The sequence below is a fragment of the Microbulbifer maximicatervae (SeqCode) genome (assembly GCF_052467815.1).
Map to the genome: position 1 here is coordinate 4,132,999 of NZ_CP174326.1, position 13,955 is coordinate 4,146,953.

Genomic DNA, 13,955 nt, shown 5'->3' on the forward strand with positions numbered 1-13,955 from the left:
TTGGAATAGCACTTTTCTCAACTTCCAAAGCCACAAGACGCCCACCTTGAGTAAATGGGAAATAAAAAAACCGCACTGAAGTGCGGTTTTTTTATCGAATATCAAAGCAAGATCAGTAAGCTAAGCACTACCCAGCCAACGCGCCAAGGTTTCCCGAAGAAGATCTTTACTCAGTGGCTTGGTCAGAAAATCATCCATTCCTGCTGCCAGGCAACGGCCCTCAAATTGCTCTTCAGTAGTACTGGTTACAGCAACAATAGGCAGGCGATCATCCGGGCGGTGCTCAGACTCCCAGCGACGCAGTATCTCGATAATCTGCGCACTATGATCCGTATTTTGCTGGCAGTCCACTAACACCAAATCATAATGGCCTTCAGACAAGCGAACTAAGGCATCATCCGCATCTACCGCTATATCTACCTGGTAGCCGAGGGCCTGAAGCATCTCCTCAGTCACCCACTGATGTGGCCTGGACTCCTCTACCAATAGCAAAGAGTAGTGGCGCGGCTGATCCGCCCCACCGGTAACCACTCTTCGACAGCTTCTTTTCGCACCGCCAAACAGTAATCCCACTAACGCATCGTGCAGTTCTTTACGGGTCACCGGTCGACTCAGATACTGTGACGATGGTAAGAGTTGCTGCAGGTGAGCAAACTCGCTTTTCTGGCCAAAGCCGCCCAGGCATACCAGGCGACTCTCTTTTTCACCAGCCTCTTGGGACTCTTTAAAGAAAGGCGTAATGGAGTCGAAAAGAGTCGAATCCCCCATTGCCGGTGCCATCATTACCAATTGGTTGCGTTCTACCGCTTGGCGCAGCAACTGCTCGACTTCACACTCGCAACCTTCGCACCAGCGGATGGACTTTACATCCATCCCAAAAGAGCGCAGTACCTGCGCGAGACCAGAAATAAACAGGCCCTTCTGGTGAATTAACAGGACTTCAATATCCTGTAATTTCCTATCCGGTGTGAGATAGGTTCGCTGATTTGGCTCTGTAGAATACTTGATTACTACCTGATAGCGGTTACCATCCGGCGTTGAATGCAGCTGTAGATAACCGCCCATCGCTTCAGCTAAACCTTTAGCTATCGACAGCCCAAGACCTGTAGTTACCTGGGTGGTATCCATACGGGAGAAGGCACCGAAAAGTTCGCTCTCGTCCGGCAATATCTCACCGCGCCCATCATCCATCAAAGTGATCGAGAGCTGCCCCTCTACCGTGGTGATCGGGTTATAAGATACCTCCCCCCACAGCTCGCCTCTTTGGGCAATGCCAGTAGCGGAGTCCACCAGATTGCGAATCAGCTGGGCCGTTTTGCGATTATCCCCTGTCACCATCACCGGGAGATTGTCATCAATCTGGAAGTTAAATTCTAACTCCTGACTGTGGGCAGCTCTCGCTGCAAACTTGAATGATTTTTCCACCGTTTTCACCAGGTTAAAGGGGCCCTGGCGCAAGCGGATATCCTTTCGGGCCACACGGGTAAACAAGCCTACATTATCAACCAGTTTTAGCTGCTGACTACTGGCGGCCTTGGCCAGCTCCACCCATTCGCGTTGTCGCTCGTTTAATGGTTCAGCTTCCAGCAGCGCCAGAGCGCCGAGGGAATCAGATAGCTGACTACGAAATTCTTGGCCGATATTGGCAATAAACTCATTGGTCAGTTCAACTGCAGCTTCAGAGTGTTTGCGGGCTGCAGCCAGGCTACTCGCTCTCTGTTGCAGCTCCTGCATCGCAGACAGACGCTCCCAATAGTTCTCCGATTCGCGACGGCCCTGGTGGGCAGTCAGCCAAATAAAAGCGAGGGTGAGAGTCCCGTAGATGGTCCCCAGGATCATGCCCGAGAACAGTGCCATTAGCGCTGCTGGCAGTAGTGAGGTTGCTGTGAACCAGGTCAGGAAACGATGGTAGGGAGAAAATACGGTGGTGACACTGGAGCAAAAGATTACCGAGTAGATCCACAGGAAGTGGGTCTCAGGCGCAAACCCCATTAAATAGACAAAGTAAAATAAAGTAATGCCCCACCAGGCTGAGCCGATAATCGAGAACAGAAAGTAACGATTGCGCCAACGATTTGGTCCCGAGCCATACAGGTGGTCGAAGCGAAAAACGTAGTAGCCCCTGATCAGGGTTAGTACTACCAGGCCGATTCCCATTGTTAATAACAGGCGCGGAGCTTCTAGGCGCATATCGCCAATAGAGGCTGCGATCAGAAATGCAAAAAGGGAGAGAACCATGCCGCGCCGGGTATATTTGGCGATACGCATATCAGTTGCGCGGCAAATACGTCTGTCTTTTTGAACCTTGAGTTCAGGGCGATCAAATATAGACATTGCGACCTTCCCTGAGAGACTGGGTATCCGGTGCCATTGAAGCTCCCTAGCCTATCCCGAGTACTTCAACCAAAACGGTCTTTATTAGAAACCCCAGCAGTCCAAGCCCCAGAGCGAGGAACAGAATAAATGTCCCAAATCTACCAGCCTTGGAATCTTTTGCCAGGTTCCAAACAATAAACACCATAAATAGAATTAGTGCACCGATTCCCAACCACAGGGAATACTCTTCAAACTGCTCAAATGTCATGCGTGCATTCGCTTAAAAAATTGGCGCGCATTGTACAGTGCTTGAGGGCAACTGGTAAGTCATTGGCAAAATCTAGTCGACCACTGTACCATTTGGTAAAACTATAAATTCAAGCACCCTGATAGTAGTCGCCATCCTCTGAAGCGTGAGTGCCGCAACGAAGCCTGCGAACCTCTTTATCCCGGTAGCGGCTATCATGCCAGCATCTAGGAAGTGGCTCACCAGAGAGGAAGCATAAGTCAGTTTTATCGAAGACTTCTGGGTCTTGAATCTCTTCACCCCACAGATAACGGCCCACCACAGTCAGCTCGTAGGGATTCGAAAGTGTGACAATATCAGCCACTTCTACCAAATGCTTGGTGGATATGTCTTTAAAAAGCATAGTGGCACCTTTTTCCTCATTCCTAATCCAGTATAGGGCTAAAGATGACATTTCCGCCTAAAACCACCCTACTTCTGTGGGGATGCACACGATTGGGAGCGCCGATGACGACGTGCGCTTAAGAGGTGGTGGGGAGAGGCAGGCCCGAGTTCTATATTCGAGCCTGCCTGTAGGGAGGTTACTAGCCTTCGATCGTCAATCGAGCAGAGACCATACCTTCATCGGCAAGGGCATCCAGATTAATCGTACGAACAGCCATTTTCTCCTGCATTAGGCGATTCAACCAGGGTTGCAAATCCTGATAACGGACTTCTTCAATCCACAATCGAATACGGTTTTCACCCTCAGGCTCAAAGCGCTTAATCACAATCTGGTTTTGTTTGGCCGCACTAGTAACGCGCTGCAGAAGAGTTCCTGAAGCACCACCAGTTCCACCGCCTGCGGGCTTTATTCGCTCCAACGTCGGGCGCTGGCCCTCCATCCAGTTAACCAGCTCACGATTTTCTTCCGCTCGCAAGCGGGACTCATCAAAGAAGCCCTTTGCCGGGGAGTACAGGCCATAAACAATAAAAATTACGGCTCCGAATATACTTAGCAGACCTAAGGCTCTCTGGTCATTGGGCGGAAGTGCCTGCCATTTTTGGCGCCACTGTTCGATCTGTTCTTTCATTATATTGCTACCACCAATCTCTTCTTACGCTTGGCTGCTTTATGTAAACCGCTGGCTCTAACGTAAGCGAATACGGCCTGAAACGCCTTTTTTCAACTCGTTCGCACCTAACAGGTCCGCCTTGATCCCACCGCCAGATAGCTTGCTGACAAATGCATCGAGATCAGACAGGTTTTCTGCCTGAAGTTGCAACACCATTTCTCCACGCTGACCATCGAATCGCAGGGACTGTAACTTTAATGCGCCCCCTTTGTGAGCAATCCAGACTTTACTCAACTGCTGCATCTGGGTAGAGAAAGCACCACCCTGATTACCCGCGCCTTTCAGAAAACCTTCAAGCTGTCGGCGCATCTGGGCAGACGGTCGAGTATTCGGGAACAATTCCGTAAACATCGCCTGGGCCTGCTCTTCAGACTGGTTGCCCTTCCACTGATAAAAAGCACCGGCACCGACGAAAAACAGTAGCTGGATAACAAAACAAGCGGCAGCAACTTTAGCCGGGCGTATCCACCAAACCGCAGCGCTCTTATTACTCGATAACTGATAATCTCCAGTGAGCAAGTTTGTTAGCAGCCCCAGCTTGAACCGCTCAATAAAGACTTCTTCCGCTGAGCGCTGGTTAAGCTGTAAACCATCACCAAACTGGGATTCCAGCTCAGCAATCAGCAATCCATCCTGCTCGCCAGCCCCCAGCAGTACTACCTGTTTGTTATCGATCGGCTCGCCGCTTTCAGAGTCGTCTTCGCTTTCAGATTCATCACCTTCATCAACTAATAGCGAACCAAGGAGAGGTTGTAAAAAATCGCGATTAACAGTTAGACCCTGCCCGGCACCTTTCCAGATATGCGCTTGGCCGCCATCCAGCCACAGGCGAATGTCACCTTCGATCAGGCTAAGTAATTCATACTCCGGTACTACAGCAGCCAGCGGCCACTGGAGCCGCTCCAACTGGGAGTGAAGCGCTTCTATTTTTTCAACATCAATGGCGTATACGCTGCAGAGATCACCAGTGCGGGGGCTGCAGGCAAAGTGCAAGTCCTCGACATCCTGGGCTAAATGCTCCTCAACCATGTAACCAATGGCACTTGCTTGGCGACGAGCTGCCTTAGGTATAGTTTCGAGGCCGCTCCATACCCAGTTACCAGGCACCATCAGTAGCGCTTTGGCTCCCTCAGGAAGGTTGAGCTGAGGGAATTCCGGCTGCTCTTCGACAGCTTCAAATTCGGGATTAAATGCCTGAGCAAATTCTGAATCCAGGGTTACTTGTTGCCATTCACCCTCTTGCCACTGATGCAAACGCAGAGTCAAATCCGCAGTTTCACTCAGCCGCAACAGAACCAAAGACGACTGTGGAGGCGCTACTGGGGCTTCAATCTCATTAATGCTTTTCTTTTTAAACATACAATTTCTAACTATTCGCTCTCTTCAGTGCTTTCGTAGTCGAGTAGCTCCTGCATCATTTGACCAGAAAATGTTCGGCGCTGGCGCTGGCGCACCCGAACCGAACCATCTGTGCTATTCCGAACAAGGGCGGACTCCCAATATTGCCGGTATTCGCCATCTTCCCCGAGTTGGACAGCAATACGCGCCAGAAAGTGCTGGCTTTGATAGGTAAAAGGCCCTGAATTGGCGATGTCATAATCAGCATATTCACTCGAATCGCTGATATAACCACCCGACTCACGAAGTTGCACCAACTTAGAAACACTCGCAGAGGGCTCAATTGCCTCAATTAGCTCCTCAGAGGCAGTGTTGATATTTACCAGGGTTCCCGTTTCCGGGAGGGCACAGAGAAAAGGCACTAACTTCTGCCAATCCTCTAGCTCCATATCCACTACCGAAGACAATTCAGAGATGTCACTGATCATTATGTCCGGTGTTCGATGGGCAAGTTCTCTGCCCAAATAACCATCATCCTCTGTAGCTGAGGTTCTCGGGGTATCACCGTCATCCACCCAATCCGCGATTGAGTTGGCTAGATCGGACTTGCCAGTGACGTTATTCACTAGGCGCTGGAAAATCGCAAACTGATCACTATCGCTGCTATCAGACAAATTATTCACATTGAAACATGAATGTAAGTCCATGATATTCATGCGAATTTTGCCATTGTCAGGATTGAATTGCAGAACCGGGAATGCCCAGGACTCCAGAGAGTGATCTGCAGTCTCCTCCTCTTCTTGATCCTCCTCAAAGTCTTCTAACAGAGCTACCCGCGTCCAGGCTTCCGCAGCTTCAACAAACTCAGCAAGCTGTGTATTGGCCAAAAGTGCACCACTACGGGAAATCGCAATTTGATCCCGCAATATGGCATGGGTTACCGCCGCGATAGCAATCACCATCACCAGCAGTACAACAATCAGAGCTACCCCCCTTTGACGACCCAACGACTTCGACATATCGCTACTTTTCATGGCCTAAGTCCCGTTATCGTCATTGTCATCAGAAGAACTATCTTCCTCTGTCAATATCTGGAAAACGCGACGGATCTCTCCGTACTGTTGGGTGACAATAACGAACTCAATAGCTTGAGGAAGGCGTGTATCGGCCTCTGTTGTGGAAGTAGTAGTACTAACAGGCGGCCATTGGGCAACCCAGGCATCACTGTCTGGATCCAAGTATTGAAGGCTCAAGCTTTCGACACCCATTAGGAGGGGCTCAGTAATGGGCTCAGAGTCGGGGGACCGGTCCAAAACCTGCCATCGACTGCGTAACAACAGCCCACCGAACTCTTCATCCTCCCCCCCTGTACCGATAGTCAAGGAGTCGGTTTCAAGGTCCTCGGCATAACCGATACTGTAACTTAAGCGCAGCAGCTCTCCGCGAGGTTCACCTGTGAGGTTTGCCGCACCTAAGCGAGTAAACTCCAGCTCATCTTCGTCCCCGCGCAATGCGGGCTCATAGCCGCTATAAGCATTCTTAACCGCGCGGGCAGTGACTTGGCGAAAATCGTTATCTATACGGTACATCGCCATAGAAAAGCGGCGTAGCTGTTCCGCTCTCTGATCCACCATTTCTTCAGTATCAAAAAAGAGTCCCAGCAGGGAGAAAGAACCGACACTGATAATTGCGACCAGGATTAAAACAACAAGAACTTCAACAAGGGTAAAGCCCGACTGGCTGGGAAGGCGCATAGACATATTAGTTACTCCTCCGCAGCCCAGGCATCCAGAGTCAGGGTCGGGTACTCCGCATCCAGGTGGCCCACCTCAATAATGATATGGCGCAAGCGCTCATTACTAGTGGCCTCTACACGGGCGCTTACCTCCCACTCCTGCTGTCCAAGCACTACCTGATCAGTTTGTTCACCCAGTGGAGGCCAGGGAGTTTGCACGCGAACCTGGGAGAGCACCTGTTGGGCAACCCAGTTTGCGGAAAGTCGGTCTTCCATTACTCGCTGCTGGCGCACACTGCGCTGCATTGCTTGCAAGACACTGGCGGCAATAACCCCAAAAATGACCAGAGCTATTAATACTTCCACTAAGGTAAAGCCGCGCTGGGCACCCTTAAATCTCATCGGCCTGCCACTCTAGCTGCAATCCATTCAGGCTGGTGTAAGAAATTGTCGCGCCTCTAACATCGTCGCCATTCTCAACAAGATACATGGCAACCTCCACTGGAAGCACCTCTCCACTAGAGAGAGCAACAAATTGGGGAACTACCCGATCTTCGCTGGTTTCTTCCGCAAATTCGGTAGATTCTGCCGAGGGCAGTTCGGCCTCTGTTATCACTTCGAGGCGTACAATTTCAGGCAGCTCATGAGCGGCAAAACGTGCAGCGCGCCTTCCGGACACTACTGAATCCAAGGGCAGCCAGGTCATGGTCTCCTGCTCAAAATGCACAACACTATAAGTGCCTTGTTCAAAAACAACGCCGTAATGCACTTTGTCAATCAGGGCTCGATCCGCAACCAACTGTAAAAGGGCCGACAGGCGCTGGGCTTCTTTTTGCCACACACGCCCGCCAGAATTCCCCATCGATAGAGTCGCCATGCCCGCCAGAGAGGCGATGATGACAATCACTACCAACAGTTCGATCAGCGTAAAGCCGCGGCTTCGACCGATGCTATACATCAAGTACAAATTTCAGGTGTTACAGGTCAGTAACGTAGATATCAGCGGCTTCGCCCTCACCGCCCGCTTTGCCATCGGCACCGAGGGTGAACAGGTCGTAGGCACCGGCACTGCCTGGGCTGATGTACTGATATTCATAGCCCCAAGGATCTTTTGGCGCTTTCTTAAGGTAGGGCTCAGTCCAGTTCTTCGCTTCGGGGAAGCCGGATGGGCGGGATACCAGTGCCATCAAACCCTGGTCAGAGCTGGGGTAGACAAAGTTATCCATACGGTAGAGGTCCAGTGCAGTCTCGATGGCTTTCAGGTCAACCCTTGCCGCTTTCATGCGAGCTTCTCCGGTCTTGCCAAGTACATTAGGTACAACCAGTGCACCAAGCACCCCGAGAATTACGATCACCACCATAATTTCAATCAGGGTAAAGCCACCACTTTTACGTAGGGTTTTCATTTTTCTCTCCTAGTTCACTCTAACTCTGGGAACCCCAAGGGTCACGATACCCTTCGTGACCCCAATTATTTAAAAGTCACCAAATCAGTAAATTACACGATTCCCCAGCCTAAAGCAGCAACATGCCCAGCAAAACTGCCGCTCCCAGCCCAACAAGAATCTTCGACGCCTCTAGCAGTGTAAAGCCGGCGCTGCTGCGCAAGGATTTCATACCAACCTCCTGAAGCAACTACGCAATTTCTCTTTGACCTACACCTAATTTGAGCGTTAAACGACCAATTCGTTCATGCTCAGAATTGGCATCATAATAGCCATAACGATGAACAACACGATGGCAGCCATTATCAGCAGCATCAAAGGTTCAAAGATGCTCACAAAGGCAGTTACCGCACCCTGCAAATCCTGCTCTTGCGAATCCGCCGCACGCTGCAGCATTTCATCGAGAGTGCCCGAAGACTCACCACTTGCGATCATGTAGATCATCATCGGTGGAAAATAGCCTACATCTTCCAGTGCTTTACGAAGGCTCCCGCCCTCGCGCACGCTCTTTTGAGCCGCATCGAGCCTGTCTTTAAGGAAGGTATTGGTCATTACCCCTCCGGCGATACCCATGGCTTGTACCAACGGGACACTGCTGCCCGTAAGAATCGCTAGGGTACCCACATAACGAGCACTCTGAGCACCGCGTATCAACCAACCAATAATTGGTAGCTCCAGCAAACGATGGTGGAAACGATATCGGATTGCCGGGCGCCGCAGCATCATCACAACCCCAAAAATGAGTGCTCCAAGTGCCGGCGGCACCAACCAGCCCCAGGCAGAAATAAAATCACTCATGGACACCAGGATACGGGTAGCCAGCGGCAAAACCTGCCCGGTGCCGGTAAATACCTCGATAACATCAGGCACCACGTACACCATCAAACCGGTTACGACCAATACACAGATAAATACCAAAACAACTGGGTAGATCAGAGCAAGCTGCACCTTCTGCCGGAATTGCTGCTGCCCTTCCGTGTAGTCACCGAGGCGATCCAGCACCGCATCCAAATGACCAGAGTGCTCCCCTGCTTCAACCGTAGCGCGATAGAGTTTGGGGAATGCCCGTGGAAAACTGCTCAGGGCCAAGGCAAAGCTGTGCCCTTCAAGAATTTTGCCCCGAACAGCCAATACCACGCGCTTGATTTTTTGGTTGCGAGTCTGGTTGGCAATGGCCCCAAGGGTTTCTTCCAGGGGAATACCCGCTCGAAGCAAGGTGGACATCTGCCGAGTTAGCAGGGCCAGGTTTTTAACACTCAGCCCAGGGCTACCAGATAGAAAGCTGGCACCGCCCTTCTCTTCTTTCTCGGTAGCTGCACTGACTTCCAGGGGCACCATACCTTTAGCGCGCAGCTGTTGCCGCGCAGCGCGCGCGCTATCCGCCTCGAGCGTACCGCGGCTCTTGCGGCCGGATGCTGCCAGCGCTGTATACTCAAAAGCTGCCACAATCAGGACTCCTGCGTAACTCGTAGCACTTCCTCTAGGGAGGTCCTACCCGCCAGTACTTTCTCTATGCCGTCGTCGCGGATGCTGGGGCCAAGCTTGCGGGCTTCTGCAACCAACTTACTCTCTGAAGCGCGATCGTGAATCAATTGGCGCATCACTTCATTGAGCGGCACCAATTCATAGATACCGATACGACCGACATAGCCACTGTGGCTACACTCTTCACAGCCATTGGGTTGATAAATAATGGCTTCTTCATCGGGTTTGACACCCAGAACCTCACGCTCGCTGCTGTCAGCCACATGAGGTTGCTTGCATCCAGGGCACAAAACTCGCACCAGTCGCTGGGCTAGAACACCAATCAAGCTGGACGATAAAAGAAAAGGCTCAATTCCCATATCCACCAGGCGGGTTACCGAACCCAAAGCCGTGTTGGTGTGCAGGGTTGAGAGCACCAAGTGTCCGGTCAAACTCGCCTGGATTGCAATCTGCATAGTCTCCAGGTCTCGAATTTCACCGACCATCACCACATCTGGGTCCTGACGCAGAATCGCGCGAAGCCCCCGGGCAAAAGTCATATCGGCTTTGGTATTTACCTGAGTCTGTCCAACCCCTTCCAGGTTGTATTCCACCGGGTCCTCAACCGTCAGAATGTTCTTCTCACGGTTATTGATACTGCCGAGGCCAGCATACAAGGTGGTGGTTTTACCGGAGCCCGTTGGTCCGGTCACCAGGATAATGCCGTGGGGGTGTCCCAACAGGTCTGTCATCACACGCAAGTCGCGATCTGCCATCCCCAGCTTACTCAGGTCCATTTTGCCCGCTTGCTTATCCAGCAGACGCATTACAACCCGCTCACCCGCCGATGACGGCATGGTAGAGACACGTACATCTACCTCTCGGCCAGCCATCAAAAGGGAGATCCGGCCATCTTGGGGCACACGTTTCTCTGCGATATCCAGCTTTGCCATTACCTTAATACGGGATACCAGCAATGGAGCCAGAGCACGCCGAGGCTGCAGTACTTCGCGGAGTACACCATCCACCCGAAAGCGCACAACGAGGCGCTTCTCAAAGGTTTCAATATGAATATCCGAGGCGCCCTGCTTGAGCGATTCGGCAAAAATTGCGTTGATCAATTTGACGATGGGTGCATCGTCTTCCTGCTCCAACAAGTCTTCAGTCTCAGGCAGCGAATCGGCAACTGCTGCAAGATCCAGGTCTTCACCCAGGCCTTCGACTTCGGAGAGGTTGCCCCCCTCCCTGTTCTCGTACAGGCGTTGCAAAGCGCCCTGGAAAACGCCTTCCTCTACAGCCTCCAAAGACACAGCCGCACCACTGATGCGCTGCACTTCGGCAACCGCTGATGGACTCAGCGGCGCCACATATTGGCAGAGGGGTTTGCCTTCCTGCTCTGTTAACAAAACCTTGTGACGCTTTGCGAAAGCGTAGGGAAGGCGGCGAATTGTTGGAGTCCCTGTTCCTGTTTCAGCCGTCATTTAGCTTCTTCTACCTCCAACACCTCAACGTCCACTTCCTCTTCCAGTGATTCAATGGCAGCACCATCTATAGAACCATCTACCGGAGCAGGGCTCTCGTTATAGGTACCGGTTGGCGGCATCATATCAGGCAGCACATCACCGCGATGCCAATCCCAGATCAGGCTGGTGCGGTCTTTCAGGAATATTTGCTTTTGCTGCATATCCATATAGCGTCTGCGCGTCTCCTCGTAGCCAGCAACCTGGGTACTGAGGATTCTGGGGCGTAGAAATACCATTAGATTAGTCTTGGTAACATCTTTACTAGTGTTGCGGAAAAGACGTCCGATACCGGGGATATCACCCAGCAGGGGCACTTTGGACACTGACTCAGAAACCTGATCTTCCATCAGGCCGCCCAGCACTAGAATGGCGCCATCATCAATCAGTACTTTAGTGCGAATTTCGCGCTTGCTAGTGACGATATCCGAAGCCCCAGTTTCAGCCTCAACTGTCGACGGCAGAACATTTTCAACTTTTTGCTCAATTTCGAGAGTTACTGAGTTGTTGTTGTTAACACGGGGAATCACTTTGAGGGTGGTACCTACATCTTCACGCTGAATAGTGGTGAAGGGATCGTCATTACTACCAGACAGCAATTGCTCACCAGTAATGAAGGGTACGTTCTGACCTACCAAAATCTCAGCTTCTTCATTATCCAAAGCCATGATGGTCGGTGTAGACAGAATATTGGTATTGGTTTCAGAGGCCACAGCATTAATTGCTGCGCGAATATCAGTACCACTCAGGTAACCCAGATTTAGTGCACCTGCGCCCAAGAGGTCAGTTACTGGCAGCGAGAACGGATTAATCTCGCCATCATCATCAAAAGAACCAGTATTGTTCCAGCCCGCAACCGCATTGTCACCAGCACCGGCAATCCAGCTAATCCCCAGCTCATTACCAGTACCTTCTGTCACTTCGACAATAATTGCTTCGATCAGAACCTGCGCTCTGCGCACATCCAATCTGGCAATAACACCTTTCATTGTCTCAAGCAGTGCGGGAGGGGCAGTTAATACCAGAGCATTGAGAGATTCATTAACCTGGATACTAACTTCAACATTTGCAGCTTGCTGATCCTTCTCAGTGTTTTGGATACTGCCGCTCATACCTTCAAGAATTGGCTTTAGGTCTGCAGCATTTGCGTACTGGATATAAACAACTGCAGTGTTGCCATCGCCATCTAGCGGCGCATCTAGGCGACCGATAACGGTCTTGATCTGCTGTCGAGTAACTGGGTCTCCGGTCAGCAAAATGCTATTGGAACGTTCATCAACAGAGATTCGCAGAGGCTGCACTTCTTTGCCAGCCTTGTTTCCGCTGGTTTGAAGAAGGTCATTAAGTACCTGTTGGACTGCTTTCGCGGAAGCAAACATCAGCGGTACCACTTCAATATCAATGGCACCAGCCCGATCAAGCTGTTTCACCAGACGAATAATCTGGTCAATATTGGCAGCGCGATCGGCAATGATCAGGGTGTTGGTATCCGCGTAAGCCGCCAAGTGCCCAGTTTGCGGAATCAATGGGCGAAGCATGGCGATCAACTGTGAAGCGGAGATATTCTCTACCCTTACAGTACGCACAACGAGGGACTCCGCTGGAGCGCGAGTAGTCTCATCAGCGACAGGTATTGCTTGCTGCTTGGCTAATGCATCTGGAACTACCTTCCAGGTGCCACCCTGCTCCACTAGGCTAAACCCGTTAACCTGGAGCACGGACATAAACACATCAAAGGCTTCGTTATGAGTCATGGGGTCGCCGGCAACCACAGTGACCTTACCTTTAACGTTTGGGTGGACAATAATATTTTTGCCAGTGAAGTCAGCGGCCCAATTGATCAAATCACGAATGTCTGCATTGTCGAGAGAAAGGGTAACCCGCTCCGGGCCCTGAGCCAGCGTTGCAGTACAAACAAAAAAACTCAATCCGACCGCAAGCAGCCGTCGATAAAACATCTTCATCATTATTTATCTGGCTCTAGTAAATGTTCAAAAAATCAAAACAATCTAGGTAGATAGTTTTTATTTAGGCTCACGCTGAGCACGTCGCTCGCGGGCCAATTCACGCAGTTGCTCCATTCTCTCCCGAATGTTCTGCTGGTTCTCACCCCGTTGCGCAGTGCTTCTTCTGGAGGAGCTGGAACTCGCCGTTCTCTGCCTGGAACTACTGACGCCTTTCAAAGGTACGTTTGGTCTTCCATCCACTTCTGGGTATGTCAGTTTTTCCATCCTGCCATTACGACGAAGAACCACGTGGTCAACCTCAACAGAATATAGTTCGGCGCCACCTGGAAGCCGATCACCAACATACAAACGCTTGGAGGGTTTACCTTTCTCCGACACCAGAGCACTGGCTTTGGTTTTATTGGAACTATCAAAAACACCGGATAAAACGATATTCAACTGAGTCAAAGGAATATTATCGAGATCGACTTCAGGGACTTCCGTAGCTTTTTTAGGTTCAGCACGACCAAAGAACGGAGTGCTGGGGAGACTGGCAGCGCTGGGGGGGAGAGCCCCTCTCGGGCTTTTGCGCTCTACCAGCAGAGACTCCTGCGGATCGCTTGGTACCAGTAGGGAGCCATAAGCAAATAAGTTGCCGGACAACCACAACAGGCCAATAGCTGACGCCGCCATGGTGCCACGGGAAAGACCTTTGCTCGGCTCACCCTGGGCAAACTTATTGCCAATTGAGCCTACGGCTCGTGCTAGAGGGGACATGAACATACCCACATACAAGTTCAACTTTCTGAGGTTATTGGTTTTTGACGCC

The 13,955-nt window shown here is 51.2% G+C and carries 14 protein-coding genes; all 14 read right to left on the reverse strand.

All coding sequences use genetic code 11. The features are described from left to right. Positions 1–120: 120 nt before the first annotated feature. The 14 genes from ACJJIW_RS17940 to ACJJIW_RS18005 all read right to left on the reverse strand — a co-directional run bounded on the left by ACJJIW_RS17940 (position 121) and on the right by ACJJIW_RS18005 (position 13,903). The gene (locus ACJJIW_RS17940) at positions 121–2,334 is read right to left on the reverse strand and encodes a hybrid sensor histidine kinase/response regulator (protein ID WP_444935961.1); all 2,214 of its coding nucleotides are present in this window, start codon (positions 2,332–2,334) and stop codon (positions 121–123) included. A gap of 46 nt (positions 2,335–2,380) precedes the next feature. Then, on the reverse strand, positions 2,381–2,584 hold the full coding sequence (locus ACJJIW_RS17945; RefSeq protein ID WP_282932717.1) for a DUF2788 domain-containing protein: 204 nt from the start codon (positions 2,582–2,584) through the stop codon (positions 2,381–2,383). A 109-nt stretch (positions 2,585–2,693) separates the two neighbouring features. Next, entirely contained in the window at positions 2,694–2,966 is a 273-nt protein-coding gene (locus tag ACJJIW_RS17950; RefSeq protein WP_282932716.1) for an acetyltransferase, read from the reverse strand. Between the two features lie 181 nt (positions 2,967–3,147). Then, a complete protein-coding gene (locus ACJJIW_RS17955) occupies positions 3,148–3,636 on the reverse strand; it encodes a type II secretion system protein M (RefSeq protein ID WP_282932715.1) in 489 nt (162 codons plus the stop codon). 57 nt (positions 3,637–3,693) lie between these two features. After that, positions 3,694–5,037, reverse strand: coding sequence for a type II secretion system protein GspL (gene gspL, locus ACJJIW_RS17960; RefSeq protein WP_282932714.1), 1,344 nt, complete (start codon positions 5,035–5,037; stop codon positions 3,694–3,696). 11 nt (positions 5,038–5,048) lie between these two features. Beyond that, positions 5,049–6,035: a type II secretion system minor pseudopilin GspK gene (gene gspK, locus ACJJIW_RS17965; protein WP_282932713.1), complete on the reverse strand. Its 987-nt coding sequence runs from the start codon at positions 6,033–6,035 to the stop codon at positions 5,049–5,051. An 18-nt stretch (positions 6,036–6,053) separates the two neighbouring features. Then, complete coding sequence (locus tag ACJJIW_RS17970) at positions 6,054–6,776, reverse strand: type II secretion system protein GspJ (protein ID WP_444893808.1); 723 nt, start codon at positions 6,774–6,776, stop codon at positions 6,054–6,056. Positions 6,777–6,781: 5 nt separating this feature from the next. Continuing rightward, positions 6,782–7,153, reverse strand: a complete 372-nt coding sequence (gspI, locus tag ACJJIW_RS17975; RefSeq protein WP_444935962.1) for a type II secretion system minor pseudopilin GspI — start codon at positions 7,151–7,153, stop codon at positions 6,782–6,784. Then, positions 7,143–7,709 carry a type II secretion system minor pseudopilin GspH gene (gene gspH / locus ACJJIW_RS17980; RefSeq protein ID WP_444935963.1) on the reverse strand — a complete coding sequence of 189 codons (567 nt, stop codon included), beginning with the start codon at positions 7,707–7,709 and terminating at the stop codon, positions 7,143–7,145. Before gspH ends, gspI begins: the two co-directional genes overlap by 11 nt. 19 nt (positions 7,710–7,728) lie before the next feature. After that, positions 7,729–8,157, reverse strand: coding sequence for a type II secretion system major pseudopilin GspG (gene gspG, locus ACJJIW_RS17985; protein ID WP_282932708.1), 429 nt, complete (start codon positions 8,155–8,157; stop codon positions 7,729–7,731). A gap of 267 nt (positions 8,158–8,424) precedes the next feature. Next, positions 8,425–9,642, reverse strand: a complete 1,218-nt coding sequence (gene gspF / locus ACJJIW_RS17990) for a type II secretion system inner membrane protein GspF (RefSeq protein WP_444893806.1) — start codon at positions 9,640–9,642, stop codon at positions 8,425–8,427. Between the two features lie 2 nt (positions 9,643–9,644). Continuing rightward, complete coding sequence (gene gspE / locus ACJJIW_RS17995) at positions 9,645–11,141, reverse strand: type II secretion system ATPase GspE (RefSeq protein ID WP_444935964.1); 1,497 nt, start codon at positions 11,139–11,141, stop codon at positions 9,645–9,647. Continuing rightward, positions 11,138–13,147, reverse strand: a complete 2,010-nt coding sequence (gspD, locus tag ACJJIW_RS18000; RefSeq protein ID WP_444935965.1) for a type II secretion system secretin GspD — start codon at positions 13,145–13,147, stop codon at positions 11,138–11,140. The genes gspE and gspD overlap by 4 nt, the downstream gene beginning before the upstream one ends. A gap of 57 nt (positions 13,148–13,204) precedes the next feature. Beyond that, positions 13,205–13,903, reverse strand: a complete 699-nt coding sequence (locus tag ACJJIW_RS18005; RefSeq protein WP_444893804.1) for a type II secretion system protein N — start codon at positions 13,901–13,903, stop codon at positions 13,205–13,207. Positions 13,904–13,955 lie beyond the last annotated feature (52 nt).

Coding starts and splice junctions, on each gene's coding strand:
- ACJJIW_RS17940 (WP_444935961.1), bottom strand. CDS start 2,334: ATGTCTATATTTGATCGCCCTGAACTCAAGGTTCAAAAAGACAGACGT.
- ACJJIW_RS17945 (WP_282932717.1), bottom strand. CDS start 2,584: ATGACATTTGAGCAGTTTGAAGAGTATTCCCTGTGGTTGGGAATCGGT.
- ACJJIW_RS17950 (WP_282932716.1), bottom strand. CDS start 2,966: ATGCTTTTTAAAGACATATCCACCAAGCATTTGGTAGAAGTGGCTGAT.
- ACJJIW_RS17955 (WP_282932715.1), bottom strand. CDS start 3,636: ATGAAAGAACAGATCGAACAGTGGCGCCAAAAATGGCAGGCACTTCCG.
- gspL (WP_282932714.1), bottom strand. CDS start 5,037: ATGTTTAAAAAGAAAAGCATTAATGAGATTGAAGCCCCAGTAGCGCCT.
- gspK (WP_282932713.1), bottom strand. CDS start 6,035: ATGTCGAAGTCGTTGGGTCGTCAAAGGGGGGTAGCTCTGATTGTTGTA.
- ACJJIW_RS17970 (WP_444893808.1), bottom strand. CDS start 6,776: ATGTCTATGCGCCTTCCCAGCCAGTCGGGCTTTACCCTTGTTGAAGTT.
- gspI (WP_444935962.1), bottom strand. CDS start 7,153: ATGAGATTTAAGGGTGCCCAGCGCGGCTTTACCTTAGTGGAAGTATTA.
- gspH (WP_444935963.1), bottom strand. CDS start 7,709: ATGTATAGCATCGGTCGAAGCCGCGGCTTTACGCTGATCGAACTGTTG.
- gspG (WP_282932708.1), bottom strand. CDS start 8,157: ATGAAAACCCTACGTAAAAGTGGTGGCTTTACCCTGATTGAAATTATG.
- gspE (WP_444935964.1), bottom strand. CDS start 11,141: ATGACGGCTGAAACAGGAACAGGGACTCCAACAATTCGCCGCCTTCCC.
- gspD (WP_444935965.1), bottom strand. CDS start 13,147: ATGATGAAGATGTTTTATCGACGGCTGCTTGCGGTCGGATTGAGTTTT.
- ACJJIW_RS18005 (WP_444893804.1), bottom strand. CDS start 13,903: ATGTCCCCTCTAGCACGAGCCGTAGGCTCAATTGGCAATAAGTTTGCC.